Here is a 12,612-nt window from a genome sequence, read left to right on the forward strand (position 1 = left end):
TCAAAATACTGACTTCAATACTTTTTGTGAACATTTGATTTTTTAAGTTTCGCGCCATCCGTAGACTGCGCGTGCACCTCATCAAACGTCCACACTTATCGACTGTAAATTGTTAAAGAACTCATTCGGTACTGCGTTTGCTGCGGAGCGTTTTGTCCTGCAGCAGAGAAGCGAGATTATGTCGTGTTTCGTATAACTCGTCAACCCCTTTGTTTCGTCTCGCTAACTCTCGTCCTTCATCGCACTGCTCTGAAGGACTTTGCGAGGGACAGAATCATATCAAAGGCCGTCGTAGTTTGGCAAGCGTTTTTCCAGGAAGGCGTGCATACCTTCTTGTTGGGCCGGCGTACCGAAGGCGGCTTGGAACAGACGACGCTCATAGCTGACGCCGTCGCTGAGCGGTGATTCAAAGGCGCGGTTCACGCACTCCTTGACCATCATGGCCACCGAGGTCGGCATGGAGGCGATCTGCGTGGCCACGGCCAGCACTTCCTCGGTCAGCTTGTCGGCCGGGACTACGCGCGACACCAGGCCGATGCGCTCGGCCTCGGCCGCATCGATGGTGCGCGCGGTCAGCAGCATGTCCATGGCCTTGGCCTTGCCGATGGCGCGCGGCAGGCGCTGGGTGGCGCCGGCGCCGGGCGGCACGCCGATCTTGATTTCCGGCTGGCCGAACTTGGCGCTGTCGGCCGCGATGATGAAGTCGCACATCATGGCCAATTCGCAGCCACCGCCCAGGGCGTAGCCGGCCACGGCCGCGATCACCGGCTTGCGCACGCGCAGCACGTGCTCCCAGTTGCGGGTGATGTAGTTGTCTCGATAGGTATCGACAAAGGTGTAGTCCACCATGGCGGCGATGTCGGCGCCCGCCGCAAACGCTTTCTCGCTGCCGCCCAGCACGATGCAACCAATGCCAGGGTCGGCGTCGAACCCGGCCAGCGCCACGCCCAGCTCGTTCATCATGCGGTCGTTGAGCGCATTCAGGGCCTTGGGACGGTTCAGGCGCACCAGCGCCACCTTGCCGTGCACTTCGACGATCAGGTCTTCATATTGCATCGCAGCCTCCATAGTGGAATCGGATAAATGTAGCGTTTATACCCTATATGGCCCGAGGTGGCACTGGTATTATTGGAAGCCGCACTCTTCCATGCCGAGCCCATCATCTATACCGCTTTCCGCCGTTATCTTTCCGAAAAAATAAGCGGCGACGAACTGCTGCGCAATGTGGATTTCCGCCGCTGGTGGTTCAGCAGTGTGCTGAACGGCTTCGGCAGCTATGTCAGCGCCCTGGCCCTGCCGCTGTGCGCAGCCGTGCTGCTGAAAGCCACGCCAGCCGAGATGGGCACCCTGGTGGCCTGCCAGGCCATTCCGTTCGCCCTGTTCGCATTGCCGGCCGGCGTGTTCCTGGACCGTAACCGCAAATTCCCGCTGCTGCTGGTCAGCGAGACCATACAGGGCCTGACGCTGGCCAGCATCCCGCTGGCATGGTGGCTGGGCCTGCTGTCCATCCACTGGATGTACACCACCTCCTTCATCCTCGGCATCTGCTCAGTGGTGGGTGGCGGCGCCGACCAGATTTTCCTCACCTTCCTGGTCGGGCGCGACAAGCTGATCGACGCGCAGGCCAAGTTCGCCGCCACCGATTCCGCCTCGCGCCTGCTGGCGCCCGGTGTGGCCGGCCTGCTGGTGCAGTGGCTGTCGGCGCCCTACGCCGTGCTGCTCAATGCCTGCGGTTTCGTGGTCTCCGTGCTGAACCTGCGCCGCATCCGCAACCGCGATCCGCAGCCGGCGCCGTCCGACAAGCATCCCTTGCGTGACGTGCGCGATGGACTGGCCTTTGTCTGGAGCCAGCCCCTGCTGCGCAGCCTGGCCTGGGGCGCGGGCTGCTGGCATTTCCTGTTCTATGGCTACGGCGCCCTGTCCATCCTGTATGGCACTCGCACCCTGGGCATGAGTCCGGGCATGCTGGGCGTGATCAACACCCTGGGCGGGGCCGGGGTGCTGGCCAGTTCGCTGCTGCTCAAGCCACTCAACAAGCGCTACGGCCCTGGCGCCACCATGCTGATCGGCGTAGGGGCAACCGCCGTCGGCTTCGCCATGGCGCCCATGGTGCCACCCCGGCTATTCGGCAATACCCAGTTCACCCTGGCGGCCTGCGCCGCGCTGTCATTCTGCATCGATTGCGGCGTGATGCTGTTCTTCATGCCATATATGACGCTGCGCCAGAAGGTGACGCCGGACGAGCTGCTCGGCCGCATGATTTCCAGCATGCGCTTCCTGACCGTGGCGACAGCGCCGCTGGGAGCGCTGTCGGCAGGCTACATCGCCGACCATTTCGGCGTGCGCACCGGTTTGTTCTGCATAGGCGCCGGCGGTATCATCCTGACACTGGCCATGGCCAGCTCGCAGGCCATCCGGGCCAACGTCCCCCAGCCCGCATAACGTGCGCCGGAGAGCTTGGTTAAACATTACGCTCACTCATAACCGCATAACCGGGAGAAAGCCATGTTCCACACCATCCTGTTCCCCACCGACGGCTCCGAGCTGTCCAACCACGCCATCGATACCGTGATCCAGTTCGCACGCTTGAACCAGGCGCGCATCGTCAGCATCTATGTGATACAGCCGCTGCCCATGCCCACCCTGGGCGACAGCGGCGTGGCGCTGGATGCGGGCCAGTTTGAAAACCAGCTGGAGGAAGCGGGCAAGAAGGCCCTGGAAAAGGTGGCGACCGCCGCGCGCGCCGCCGAGGTGCCGTTCGAGGGCGTCATCACGCTGTCGCCCAGCCCGTATGAAGAAATCGTGGCGGCCGCCGGCAAGCACCAGTGCGACATCATCGTGATCGCCTCGCACGGCCGCAGCGGCCTGAACCGCTTCTTCCTGGGCAGCGAGTCGGACAAGGTGCTGACCCACACCTCGCTGCCGGTATTGGTCCTGCGTTAGAAGGCCGCTTCGAAACGACCATGGCAGCGTTGCGGCGCCTCGCCACGCTCGTTTGGAATCAGCCTCTAATTAGTGGTCTTCGGCAGCAGCACCCATACGCTGCCGCGCTGCTTCATGCGGCCGGCGTTTTCGGCGGCCTCGGTGCCGAAGCCGAAGAAGTAATCGATACGGATGGCGCCACGGATGGCGCCGCCCGTATCCTGGGCCATGACCAGGCGCTGCAGCGGGATATCGCTGTTGGGTTGGGTGGTGGACAGGAAGATGGGCGCTCCTAGCGGCAGCTGGGTGGCGTCCACCGCCACCGAACGCTGCGGCGTCAGCGGCACGCCCAGCGAACCTTTCGGCCCCACCTTGGGATCAGGCAGCTTCTCCTCGCGGAAGAACACATAGCTGGGATTCACGTTGAACAGTTCCTGCATGCGGGTCGGATGGCCGGCGATCCAGGCCTTGATGCCCTGGGCCGAAGCCTGTTCCACGGTCAGCTCGCCCTTCTCCACCAGGTATTTGCCGATCGATTTGTAGGGATGGCCGTTCTGGTCGGCATAAGCCACGCGCACGGTTTCCTGGGTATCGGTCAGCTGCACCCGGCCCGATCCCTGCACCTGCAGGAAGAAGGATTCGACCGGATCGTCCACCCACAGCAACTCCTTGCCGGCGAAGTCGCCGCGCTCGATATCGGCGCGGGTGGCGTAAGGCACCAGCTTCTTGCCGACCAGCTTGCCGCGCAGCCGCATGCCTTTCAGTTCGGGGTAGACGCTGGCCAGGTCCACCGTGATCATGTCGTCCGGCACCTTGAACAGCGGGGTTTGATACGGGCCGCCCTTCTTGCGGGCGCCGCGCAGCAGCGGCTCGTAATAGCCGGTGACCAGGCCGTCGGTGGCGCCGTCGGGCGCGATCACGCGGTTGGGCTGCAGGAACGCTTCATAAAAGGTGCGGATGGCGCGCTCGTCATTGGCATTGACGGTGCGGGCGATGCCGCAGCTCTCTTTCCAGGCCGGCTGCTTGGACAGCACGCTGCAGGACGACAGGAAGGCTGGCCAGGCGGCGCGCAGATCGTCCTTGTCCCAGCCCGGCAGATCGGCGAAACTGCCAGGAACCAGCTGCAAGGCCGTGGGCTTGGGCGCAGGCGGCGGCGCCGGAGTGGGAGCCTGGGTTGGCGCCGGCGCCGGGGTGGGGCCGACCGGCGGCGGCATCTGGCTGTCGCGCGGCAGCGGGGTGGAAGTACAGGCGGCCAGCGCCAGGGCAATTATTGTGAGTGGTACGGTACTGCGGATAAATGACATAAGGATAGCTATGTGGGTATTAATGTTGGAAGCCATCGTGGCCCTGTTCCTGCTGGTCTTCATCGTCTGGTGGACCATGTATCCACCCAGGAAGAAACCCAAACGGCCTGAAGACCAGAATAATTAGTGCAGGGTGCGCGGCAAGGACAGCACGAATTCCGGGATGGGCGCTTCGAACTGGTGGCCATCCTCGGCCACGCAGAAATACTCGCCCTGCATGGAACCCTGCGGGGTCTGCAGCGCGGTGCCGCTGGTGTATTCGAACTGTTCGCCCGGCTGCAGCAAGGGCTGATGGCCGACCACGCCCAGGCCGCGCACTTCCTCTATGTGATTGTTGGCGTCCGTGATGACCCAATGGCGCGAAATCAGCTGGGCCGCGACCGTGCCGGTATTCTTGATCGTGATTGAATAGGTGAACACGAAGTTGGTGCGCTCCGGATCGGACTGCTCCGGCAAATATTGGGTGCGTACCGACACCGTGAATTCATAAGTGGCCATCAAGAAGATTCCTTAAAGCTAAAGAAAGGCGTCGGCGCCCGGGCCCTGTGCCCATCCTCCATTGCACCCGAAATCGGGGCCGGATGCAAGGTGATACGCCAATTGGACTAAAATAGCGCATCTTTTTCAAACACAAGCTACTGCCGGCACCATCATGACCACCTACCGCATCGCCCCCAGCATCCTGTCCGCCGACTTCGCCCGCCTGGGCGAGGAAGTCCGCAATGTCGTCAGCGCAGGCGCCGACATCATCCACTTCGACGTGATGGACAACCACTATGTGCCCAACCTGACCATAGGCCCGCTGGTATGCGAAGCGATACGCCCGCACGTGCAAGTGCCCATCGACGTGCACCTGATGGTCAAACCGGTGGACCGCATCATTCCCGATTTCGCCAAGGCAGGCGCCAACATCATCACCTTCCACCCGGAAGCGTCGGAGCACATCGACCGCTCGCTGCAGCTGATACGCGATAACGGCTGCAAGGCCGGCCTGGTATTCAATCCCGGCACCCCGTTGCACTACCTGGACCACGTGATGGACAAGATCGACATGATACTCATCATGTCCGTCAATCCCGGCTTCGGCGGCCAGTCCTTCATTCCCGAGGCCCTCAAGAAAATCGCGCTGGCGCGCCGCAAGATCGATGAATCGGGCCGCGACATCCTGCTGGAAGTCGATGGCGGCATCAAGATCGAGAACATCGCCGCCGCAGCCGCAGCCGGCGCCGACACCTTCGTGGCCGGTTCCGCCATCTTCGGCAAGCCGGACTACAAAGCCGTGATCGACGCCATGCGCGCCCAGCTGGCGACCGTATGAGCATGGGCGTCCTGGCCGGCGTGCGCGCCGCCATCATCGACCTCGATGGCACCATGCTGGACACCCTCCCCGACTTCCAGGTGGCCCTGAACGGCATGCGCGCCGAGCTGGGACTGGCGCCCATCAGCCAGCGGCAGATAGAACTCATGGTGGGCAAGGGCTCGGAGCACCTGATCCGCAGCGTACTGGCCCTGGACTACGACGCGGCCGAGGTGGAACAGCGTTTCGCGGCCGCCATGGAGGCCTACCAGCGCCACTACCTGGCCATCAACGGCCAGCACAGCACCCTGTACCCGGACGTCAAGGCCGGGCTGGAGGCCATGCGCGCCCAGGGCCTGCGCCTGGCCTGCGTGACCAACAAGCCGATCGCCTTCACCACCCCGCTGCTCCAGCAAAAAGGCCTGGATGGCTACTTCGAGCTGGTCTACGGCGGCGATTCGCTGCCGCGCAAGAAGCCCGACCCGCTGCCGCTGACCACGGTCTGCCAGCAGTTCGGGCTGGCCCCGGCCCAGGTGGTGGCCATCGGCGATTCATCCAATGACGCCCAGGCCGCGCGCGCCGCAGGCTGCCCGGTCCTGAACGTGCCTTATGGTTACAATCACGGCGAATCTATACACGACACCGATTCCGATGGTATAGTAGCCACGCTGCTGGAAGCGGCACATCAGATTCGTTCGCATAACGCAGTGTCAAATTAACCCGTTCGCTGAACCACCACATCGAAATGTCTCCCATCAAAAAACACAACGTCAACGCAACCGGCCCGCTTGAGGCCTGGCTGTGGCGACGCTGGCAATCCTGGCACAACTGAGCCGCATACGATTGCTGTCGCCGCATCTTGCCGCGACAGGTTTTTTGACCCGCTAGCCGCCCCGCGCACACCCGCACCCATCACGGGCGGCATGGAGAGCACACATGACCGAACTCGAATTCAAATCGTTGGCCAACGAGGGCTACAACCGCATTCCGCTGATTGCCGAAGCCTTCGCCGACCTGGAAACCCCGCTTACCCTGTACCTGAAGCTGGCCCAGTCGCAGAACAGCGGCAGGAACACCTTCCTGCTGGAGTCGGTGGTGGGCGGCGAGCGCTTCGGGCGCTATTCCATCATCGGCCTGCCCGCCAAAACCGTGCTGCGCAATAGCGGCCGCGTGACCGAGATCCTGAAAGACGGGGCGGTCATCGAGACCCACGAAGGCAATCCGCTGGAATTCATCCAGGCTTACCAGTCGCGCTTCAAGGTGGCGCTGCGTCCGGGACTGCCGCGCTTCTGCGGCGGCCTGGCCGGCTACTTCGGCTACGACGCCGTGCGCCACATCGAAAAAACGCTGGCCCACAGCCAGCCCAAGGATGACCTGGGCCTGCCCGACATCCAGATGATGCTGACCGAAGAACTGGCCGTCATCGACAACCTGTCCGGCAAGCTGTACCTGATCGTGTACGCCGACCCCTCGCAGCCCGAGGCCTACAGCAAGGCGCGCCAGCGCCTGAAGGACTTGCGCGTGCTGCTGCGCCGCAGTGTCGACCTCCCGGTCACCACCGCCTCGGTGCGCACCGAAGCCGTGCGCGAATTCGACAAGGCCGACTACCTGAAAGCAGTGGACCGCGCCCACGAATACGTGATGGCCGGCGACTTGATGCAGGTGCAGATCGGCCAGCGCATCCGCAAGCCCTACGTGGATTCGCCGCTGTCGCTGTACCGCGCGCTGCGCTCGCTGAACCCGTCGCCGTATATGTACTACTACAACTACGGCGACCTGCAGATCGTCGGCGCCTCGCCCGAGATCCTGGTGCGCCAGGAAACCGCGGCCGACGGCCAGAAGAAAGTCACGCTGCGCCCCATCGCCGGCACCCGCCCGCGCGGCGCTACGCCGGAGCGCGACGAGGCGCTGGCCAGGGAACTGCTGGCCGATCCCAAGGAGATCGCCGAACACGTGATGCTGATCGACCTGGCGCGCAATGACCTGGGCCGCATCTCCGAGACCGGCAGCGTCAAGGTGACCGACCGCCTGGTGATCGAGAAGTACTCGCACGTGCAGCACATCGTTTCCAATGTGGAGGGCACGCTGAAGGAAGGCCTGACCAACCTGGACGTGCTGCGCGCCACCTTCCCGGCCGGCACCCTGACCGGCGCGCCCAAGGTGCGCGCCATGGAAATCATCGACGAGCTGGAAATCTCCAAGCGCGGCATCTATGGCGGCGCCTGCGGCTACCTGTCGTTCAGCGGCGAGATGGACCTGGCGATCGCCATCCGCACCGGCGTGATCAAGGACGGCACCCTGTACGTGCAGGCCGCGGCCGGCATCGTGGCCGATTCCATCCCCGAGATGGAATGGCAGGAAACTGAAAACAAGGCGCGCGCCGTGCTGCGCGCCGCCGAACAAGTGCAAGACGGCCTGGATGGGGAGATCTAAGATGCTGCTGATGATCGACAACTACGACTCCTTCACCTACAACATCGTGCAGTATTTCGGCGAGCTGGGCGAGGACGTGCGGGTGTACCGCAACGATGAAATCACCATTGCCGAAATCGAGGCCCTGGACCCGGACCGCATCTGCATCTCGCCCGGCCCCAAGGACCCGGCGCAGGCCGGCATTTCGATCGCCGTGCTCAAGCACTTCGCCGGCAAAAAGCCCATCCTGGGCGTGTGCCTGGGCCACCAGGCCATAGGCGAGGCCTTCGGCGGCAAGGTGATACGCGCCAAGCAGGTCATGCATGGCAAAACTTCTTCAATCGCACATACCGGCGAGGGCGTGTTCCACAACCTGCCCACGCCATTCACGGTGATACGCTACCACTCGCTGGCGATCGAGCGCAGCACGCTGCCCGACTGCCTGGAAGTGACGGCATGGACCGACGACGGTGAAATCATGGGCGTGCGGCACAAGGAGTACGACATCGAGGGCGTGCAGTTCCACCCCGAGTCCATCCTGTCCGAACACGGCCACGCACTGCTGAAAAACTTCCTGGAACGGGTGTGAGCGCCCGGCGCTTTTGTTGAGCGCCGCCTCACGCTGTTCCCGCCGTCTGCGCCTACATTGAAGAACAAGGAATCGCCATGCCCATCACCCATCAAGAAGCACTGCTGCGCTGCATAGAACACCGCGAGATCTTCCACGACGAGATGCTGCACCTGTTCCGCCAGATCATGTCCGGCGAAATGTCGCCCGCCATGATCGCGGCCCTGACCATGGGCCTGCGCGTGAAAAAGGAAACCATAGGCGAAATCGCCGCCGCCGCCCAGGTGATGCGCGAATTCTCGACCAAGGTGCCGATGGCCGACACCACCAACCTGCTCGACATCGTCGGCACCGGCGGCGACGGCGCGCACACCTTCAATATCTCGACCGCCTCCATGTTCGTGGCCGCCGCCGCCGGGGCGCGCGTGGCCAAGCATGGCGGGCGCAGCGTGTCGTCCTCGTCCGGCAGCGCCGACGTGATCGAATCGCTGGGCGCCAACATCAACCTCAAGCCCGAACAGATCGCGCAATCGATCGCCCAGACCGGCATCGGCTTCATGTTCGCCCCCAACCACCACGCCGCCATGAAGCATGCGGCGCCGGTGCGCAAGGAGCTGGGCGTGCGCACCATCTTCAACATCCTGGGACCGCTGACCAATCCGGCCGGCGCGCCGAATATCCTGATGGGCGTGTTCCACGCCGACCTGGTCGGCATCCAGGTGCGCGTACTGCAGCGCCTGGGCGCCCAGCACGCGGTGGTGGTGTATGGCCGCGACAACATGGATGAAGTGTCGCTGGGCGCCGGCACCCTGGTCGGTGAACTGATCAACGGCGAAATCCGCGAATACGAGATCCATCCGGAAGACTTCGGCCTGCAGATGACGGCCAGCCGCAACCTGAAGGTGGCCGACGCCGCCGAGTCCAAGGCGAAAATGATGGAAGCGCTGCGCGGCGAACCGGGACCGGCCTACGACATCGTCAGCCTGAACGCCGGCACGGCGCTGTATGCGGCCGGCGTGGCCAGTTCCATCGAGGATGGCTTGCAGCGCGCGCGCCAGGCGATACAGTCAGGCGCGGCGCTGCAGAAGATCGCCCAGTTTGTCCAGGTGACGCAGGCGCTGGGACGCTGACATGGTCGCACCCGCGCACGCGGGTGCCCATACTGAGCGCGCCGGCCGGCTCAGCATGGATTCCCGCGTGCGCGGGAATGACGCACACGGGCCGCTAACCATGACATCCGCAATCACTACCTATGTTTGGCATACACGATCTACCGTTGTTCATTATATCCGGGCTGCTGCTCAACATCATGCCGGGCCCGGACTCACTGCTGATCATGGCGCGCAGCGCTACCCAGGGCTGGCGCGCCGGCTGCGCTGCGGCCCTGGGCATAGGCTCGGGCACCATGGTGCACATCCTGGCGGCGGCGCTGGGCTTGTCGGCGCTGCTGTCCGCTTCCGCCGCCGCCTTCGCGGTGGTGAAGTGGGTGGGTGCGGCCTACATCGTCTATGTGGGTGTCGGCATGCTGCGCAGCCGGCTGCGGGACCAGGCTCCCGAGGCCGATGCGCCGGCCCCGTCCAACCTGCCCTATGGCCGCATCTACTTGCAGGGCTTCCTGACCAATGTGCTCAATCCCAAGGTGGCGCTGTTTTTCCTGGCGTTTGTGCCGCAATTTATTTCGGCCGATTCCAGCAGCAAGCCGCTGGCCTTTATCCTCCTGGGCTGCATTTTCAACTTCAACGGCATGTTGTGGTGTAATGGCCTGGCCGTGTTCACGGCGTTCGCCTCGGCGCGCCTGAAAGTGCAGCCGCTGGTGGCGCTGTGGCTCAAGCGTGTCACGGGCGGCCTGTTCCTGGCCTTGGGCGCGCGCCTGGCGCTGTCAGAACAACACTGAATTTAACTCCGGTATCCATCATGTCCGACATCCTGAACAAAATCCTGGCGGTGAAAGCCGAAGAAGTGGCCGCCGCGCAGAAACGCCAGGGCTACGCCAGCCTGCGCGCCGAGGTCGAGAGCAACGCCGAGCTGCGCGCCGGCCTGCGCGGCTTCGAGGCCAGCCTGCGCACCACCATCACCGCTGGCCGGGCCGGCATCATCGCCGAAGTGAAGAAGGCATCGCCCTCCAAGGGCGTGATACGGGCCGACTTCCGCCCGGCCGATATCGCCGTCAGCTATGCGGCCGGCGGCGCTTCCTGTTTGTCGGTGCTGACCGACCAGCAGTTCTTCCAGGGTTCCGTGGACTACCTGAAGCAGGCGCGCGCCGCCTGCACCCTGCCGGTGCTGCGCAAGGACTTCATGGTCGACCTGTACCAGGTGTACGAGGCGCGCGCCATGGGGGCCGACTGCATCCTGCTGATCGTGGCTGCGCTGGACCACGGCCTGATGGCGGAGCTGGAAGCCTGCGCCCATGAATTGGGCATGGATGTGCTGGTGGAAGTGCACGACGGTGCGGAACTGGACGCCGCGCTGCGCCTGAAAACGCGCCTGGTCGGCATCAACAACCGCAACCTGCGTACCTTCGAGACCTCGCTGGAGACCACCCTGGGCCTGCTGGACCGGGTCCCGGCCGACAAGCTGGTGGTGACCGAATCGGCCATCATGGTGCCGGAAGACGTACAGCGCATGCGCGCCGCCGGCGTGAACGCCTTCCTGGTCGGCGAAGCCTTCATGCGCGCGCCCGATCCGGGCACGGAACTGCGCCGCCTGTTCGCGTAGAACCCGGACCATGGCGTCGTTGCCGCTCCCTGCCGTACACGCGCACTGTCTGCGTCGCCCCGGCCTTGGCCGCGCCTAGCCCTGCTCATTTTGAAACGGATTCTTAGGCTACAGCCCGCAAGGGGGCCGGGTCAGCCAGTTCGATGCGGTCGCGGCCGCGCTCCTTGGCGCGGTACAGGGCCCGGTCCGAACGTATCAAAATATCATCAAGGTCTTCGGCGCCGCCGGTCTGGCAGGCGATGCCCATGCTGGCGGTGCAGCAGGGTATGTCGCGTTCAGCACCGCCCTTGGGCTTTTTCAGGGCCTCGCGGATGCGCTCGGCAATGGCCTGGGCGCGCTCCAGGCCGGTATCCGGCAGCAACACGACAAACTCCTCGCCGCCAAAACGGGCAAGGTGATCGGAGCTGCGCAATACCTTGCGGATAATTCGGGCCACTTCGACCAATACCTTGTCTCCCACTGCATGGCCGTGGCGGTCATTAATGGCCTTGAAATAATCGAGGTCTATGCTGAGCAGCGACATCATGCCGGCCTCGCGCTTCAATAATGCCCGTTCGCGGCCATAGACATCGGCAAATCCCCGACGGTTCAATACCTGGGTCAGGGGATCCAGCGTGGAACGCAATTCCAGCGTGACTTGCAGGCGACGTGTCGCCAGCAGCATGAACGATACTGTCAGCATCAAGGTAATGAAATTGCTCGCGGCCATATACATCTCGACAAATACCCCGGGCTGGGCCAGGTCCACCTGTCCAGTCCTGGCGGCCGCCATCAGACCGCGTACACATACTACCGTAGTCTGCATGAGCAATAATCCACCGAATATCATCGATGAAATATGGCGGTCGCCGGATTTCCATACCAGGTGCAGCAAGCGCAAATAAAACAATATGGTACCGAATGAGGCGATCGCCACCCGCATTTTAACGTCGTGCTCCACCAGCATGTAATAAGCCAGTCCCAATACCCCGCATATCCACACCACATGAAATGCGCGCCAGCTAGGCCTTCGGCCGTAAAACAGCTCGGTGCCTATCATGGTCAAGCCTATACCCCAGAAAAACAGCGCATTACCGGGTAACAGGGAAACAGCTTCCGGCACGCCCGGTATATAACGGGCCGCGAAAACAAATGCGCATGCGAACAGCAATGCTATGCCCTGGGCCCATTCCTTCAATCCTTTTATTTCATGGGGAAAGCTGCGATACGCGGCGAACAGCACCATGGCCAGGGCGCCACCGATGACAGTGGACATGACGATGATGGTGGAAGGATCGAGACGCATGATGAGCAAGCTGAAGGGACGCCCCCGATTGTACCGCATTGCCACACGTCAAGAATCGCAGGTACAGAACAGAATTTACCAGTTCAAACTCGAATCTGGCTTTTACAAG

At 63.1% G+C, this 12,612-nt stretch carries 13 protein-coding genes; 9 read left to right on the forward strand and 4 right to left on the reverse strand.

Going from position 1 to position 12,612, the window contains the following annotated elements:
* Positions 1 to 279: 279 nt before the first annotated feature.
* Positions 280 to 1,056 carry an enoyl-CoA hydratase gene (locus ACLB1G_RS22990; protein WP_491629577.1) on the reverse strand — a complete coding sequence of 259 codons (777 nt, stop codon included), beginning with the start codon at positions 1,054 to 1,056 and terminating at the stop codon, positions 280 to 282.
* A 72-nt stretch (positions 1,057 to 1,128) separates the two neighbouring features.
* On the opposite strand from ACLB1G_RS22990, the gene ACLB1G_RS22995 reads away from it, so the two are divergent.
* Together ACLB1G_RS22995 and ACLB1G_RS23000 are read left to right on the forward strand one after the other, a co-directional pair.
* Positions 1,129 to 2,442, forward strand: coding sequence for an MFS transporter (locus tag ACLB1G_RS22995; RefSeq protein ID WP_491629578.1), 1,314 nt, complete (start codon positions 1,129 to 1,131; stop codon positions 2,440 to 2,442).
* A gap of 63 nt (positions 2,443 to 2,505) precedes the next feature.
* The gene (locus ACLB1G_RS23000) at positions 2,506 to 2,943 is read left to right on the forward strand and encodes a universal stress protein (protein WP_491629579.1); all 438 of its coding nucleotides are present in this window, start codon (positions 2,506 to 2,508) and stop codon (positions 2,941 to 2,943) included.
* A gap of 65 nt (positions 2,944 to 3,008) precedes the next feature.
* Here the strand turns inward: ACLB1G_RS23000 and mltA are convergent, their stop codons facing one another.
* Together mltA and apaG are read right to left on the reverse strand one after the other, a co-directional pair.
* On the reverse strand, positions 3,009 to 4,226 hold the full coding sequence (gene mltA / locus ACLB1G_RS23005) for a murein transglycosylase A (protein ID WP_491629580.1): 1,218 nt from the start codon (positions 4,224 to 4,226) through the stop codon (positions 3,009 to 3,011).
* Between the two features lie 123 nt (positions 4,227 to 4,349).
* Positions 4,350 to 4,724, reverse strand: coding sequence for a Co2+/Mg2+ efflux protein ApaG (gene apaG, locus ACLB1G_RS23010; protein ID WP_491629581.1), 375 nt, complete (start codon positions 4,722 to 4,724; stop codon positions 4,350 to 4,352).
* Positions 4,725 to 4,878: 154 nt separating this feature from the next.
* Here apaG and rpe point away from each other — a divergent pair, with 154 nt between their 5' ends.
* The 7 genes from rpe (at position 4,879) to trpC (ending at position 11,218) form a co-directional block, all read left to right on the forward strand.
* Positions 4,879 to 5,544: a ribulose-phosphate 3-epimerase gene (gene rpe, locus ACLB1G_RS23015; RefSeq protein ID WP_491629582.1), complete on the forward strand. Its 666-nt coding sequence runs from the start codon at positions 4,879 to 4,881 to the stop codon at positions 5,542 to 5,544.
* A 2-nt stretch (positions 5,545 to 5,546) separates the two neighbouring features.
* Positions 5,547 to 6,242: a phosphoglycolate phosphatase gene (locus ACLB1G_RS23020; protein WP_491629644.1), complete on the forward strand. Its 696-nt coding sequence runs from the start codon at positions 5,547 to 5,549 to the stop codon at positions 6,240 to 6,242.
* Positions 6,243 to 6,459: 217 nt separating this feature from the next.
* Positions 6,460 to 7,956: an anthranilate synthase component I gene (trpE, locus tag ACLB1G_RS23025; protein ID WP_491629583.1), complete on the forward strand. Its 1,497-nt coding sequence runs from the start codon at positions 6,460 to 6,462 to the stop codon at positions 7,954 to 7,956.
* A 1-nt stretch (position 7,957) separates the two neighbouring features.
* On the forward strand, positions 7,958 to 8,524 hold the full coding sequence (locus ACLB1G_RS23030; RefSeq protein ID WP_491629584.1) for an anthranilate synthase component II: 567 nt from the start codon (positions 7,958 to 7,960) through the stop codon (positions 8,522 to 8,524).
* A 77-nt stretch (positions 8,525 to 8,601) separates the two neighbouring features.
* A complete protein-coding gene (gene trpD, locus ACLB1G_RS23035) occupies positions 8,602 to 9,633 on the forward strand; it encodes an anthranilate phosphoribosyltransferase (protein WP_491629585.1) in 1,032 nt (343 codons plus the stop codon).
* Positions 9,634 to 9,755: 122 nt separating this feature from the next.
* Positions 9,756 to 10,397 (forward strand): LysE family translocator, encoded by a 642-nt coding sequence (locus ACLB1G_RS23040; RefSeq protein ID WP_491629586.1) that lies wholly within the window; start codon positions 9,756 to 9,758, stop codon positions 10,395 to 10,397.
* A gap of 20 nt (positions 10,398 to 10,417) precedes the next feature.
* On the forward strand, positions 10,418 to 11,218 hold the full coding sequence (trpC, locus tag ACLB1G_RS23045; RefSeq protein WP_491629587.1) for an indole-3-glycerol phosphate synthase TrpC: 801 nt from the start codon (positions 10,418 to 10,420) through the stop codon (positions 11,216 to 11,218).
* 103 nt (positions 11,219 to 11,321) lie between these two features.
* Here the strand turns inward: trpC and ACLB1G_RS23050 are convergent, their stop codons facing one another.
* Entirely contained in the window at positions 11,322 to 12,503 is a 1,182-nt protein-coding gene (locus ACLB1G_RS23050; protein WP_491629588.1) for a GGDEF domain-containing protein, read from the reverse strand.
* Between the last annotated feature and the right edge of the window lie 109 nt (positions 12,504 to 12,612).

This window comes from Duganella kummerowiae, from assembly GCF_053572355.1.

Excerpts from the sequence above, each read along its gene's own strand:
- ACLB1G_RS22990 (WP_491629577.1), bottom strand. The coding sequence starts at position 1,056 with ATGCAATATGAAGACCTGATCGTCGAAGTGCACGGCAAGGTGGCGCTG.
- ACLB1G_RS23000 (WP_491629579.1), top strand. The coding sequence starts at position 2,506 with ATGTTCCACACCATCCTGTTCCCCACCGACGGCTCCGAGCTGTCCAAC.
- mltA (WP_491629580.1), bottom strand. The coding sequence starts at position 4,226 with ATGTCATTTATCCGCAGTACCGTACCACTCACAATAATTGCCCTGGCG.
- apaG (WP_491629581.1), bottom strand. The coding sequence starts at position 4,724 with ATGGCCACTTATGAATTCACGGTGTCGGTACGCACCCAATATTTGCCG.
- rpe (WP_491629582.1), top strand. The coding sequence starts at position 4,879 with ATGACCACCTACCGCATCGCCCCCAGCATCCTGTCCGCCGACTTCGCC.
- ACLB1G_RS23020 (WP_491629644.1), top strand. The coding sequence starts at position 5,547 with ATGGGCGTCCTGGCCGGCGTGCGCGCCGCCATCATCGACCTCGATGGC.
- trpE (WP_491629583.1), top strand. The coding sequence starts at position 6,460 with ATGACCGAACTCGAATTCAAATCGTTGGCCAACGAGGGCTACAACCGC.
- ACLB1G_RS23030 (WP_491629584.1), top strand. The coding sequence starts at position 7,958 with ATGCTGCTGATGATCGACAACTACGACTCCTTCACCTACAACATCGTG.
- trpD (WP_491629585.1), top strand. The coding sequence starts at position 8,602 with ATGCCCATCACCCATCAAGAAGCACTGCTGCGCTGCATAGAACACCGC.
- ACLB1G_RS23040 (WP_491629586.1), top strand. The coding sequence starts at position 9,756 with ATGTTTGGCATACACGATCTACCGTTGTTCATTATATCCGGGCTGCTG.
- trpC (WP_491629587.1), top strand. The coding sequence starts at position 10,418 with ATGTCCGACATCCTGAACAAAATCCTGGCGGTGAAAGCCGAAGAAGTG.
- ACLB1G_RS23050 (WP_491629588.1), bottom strand. The coding sequence starts at position 12,503 with ATGCGTCTCGATCCTTCCACCATCATCGTCATGTCCACTGTCATCGGT.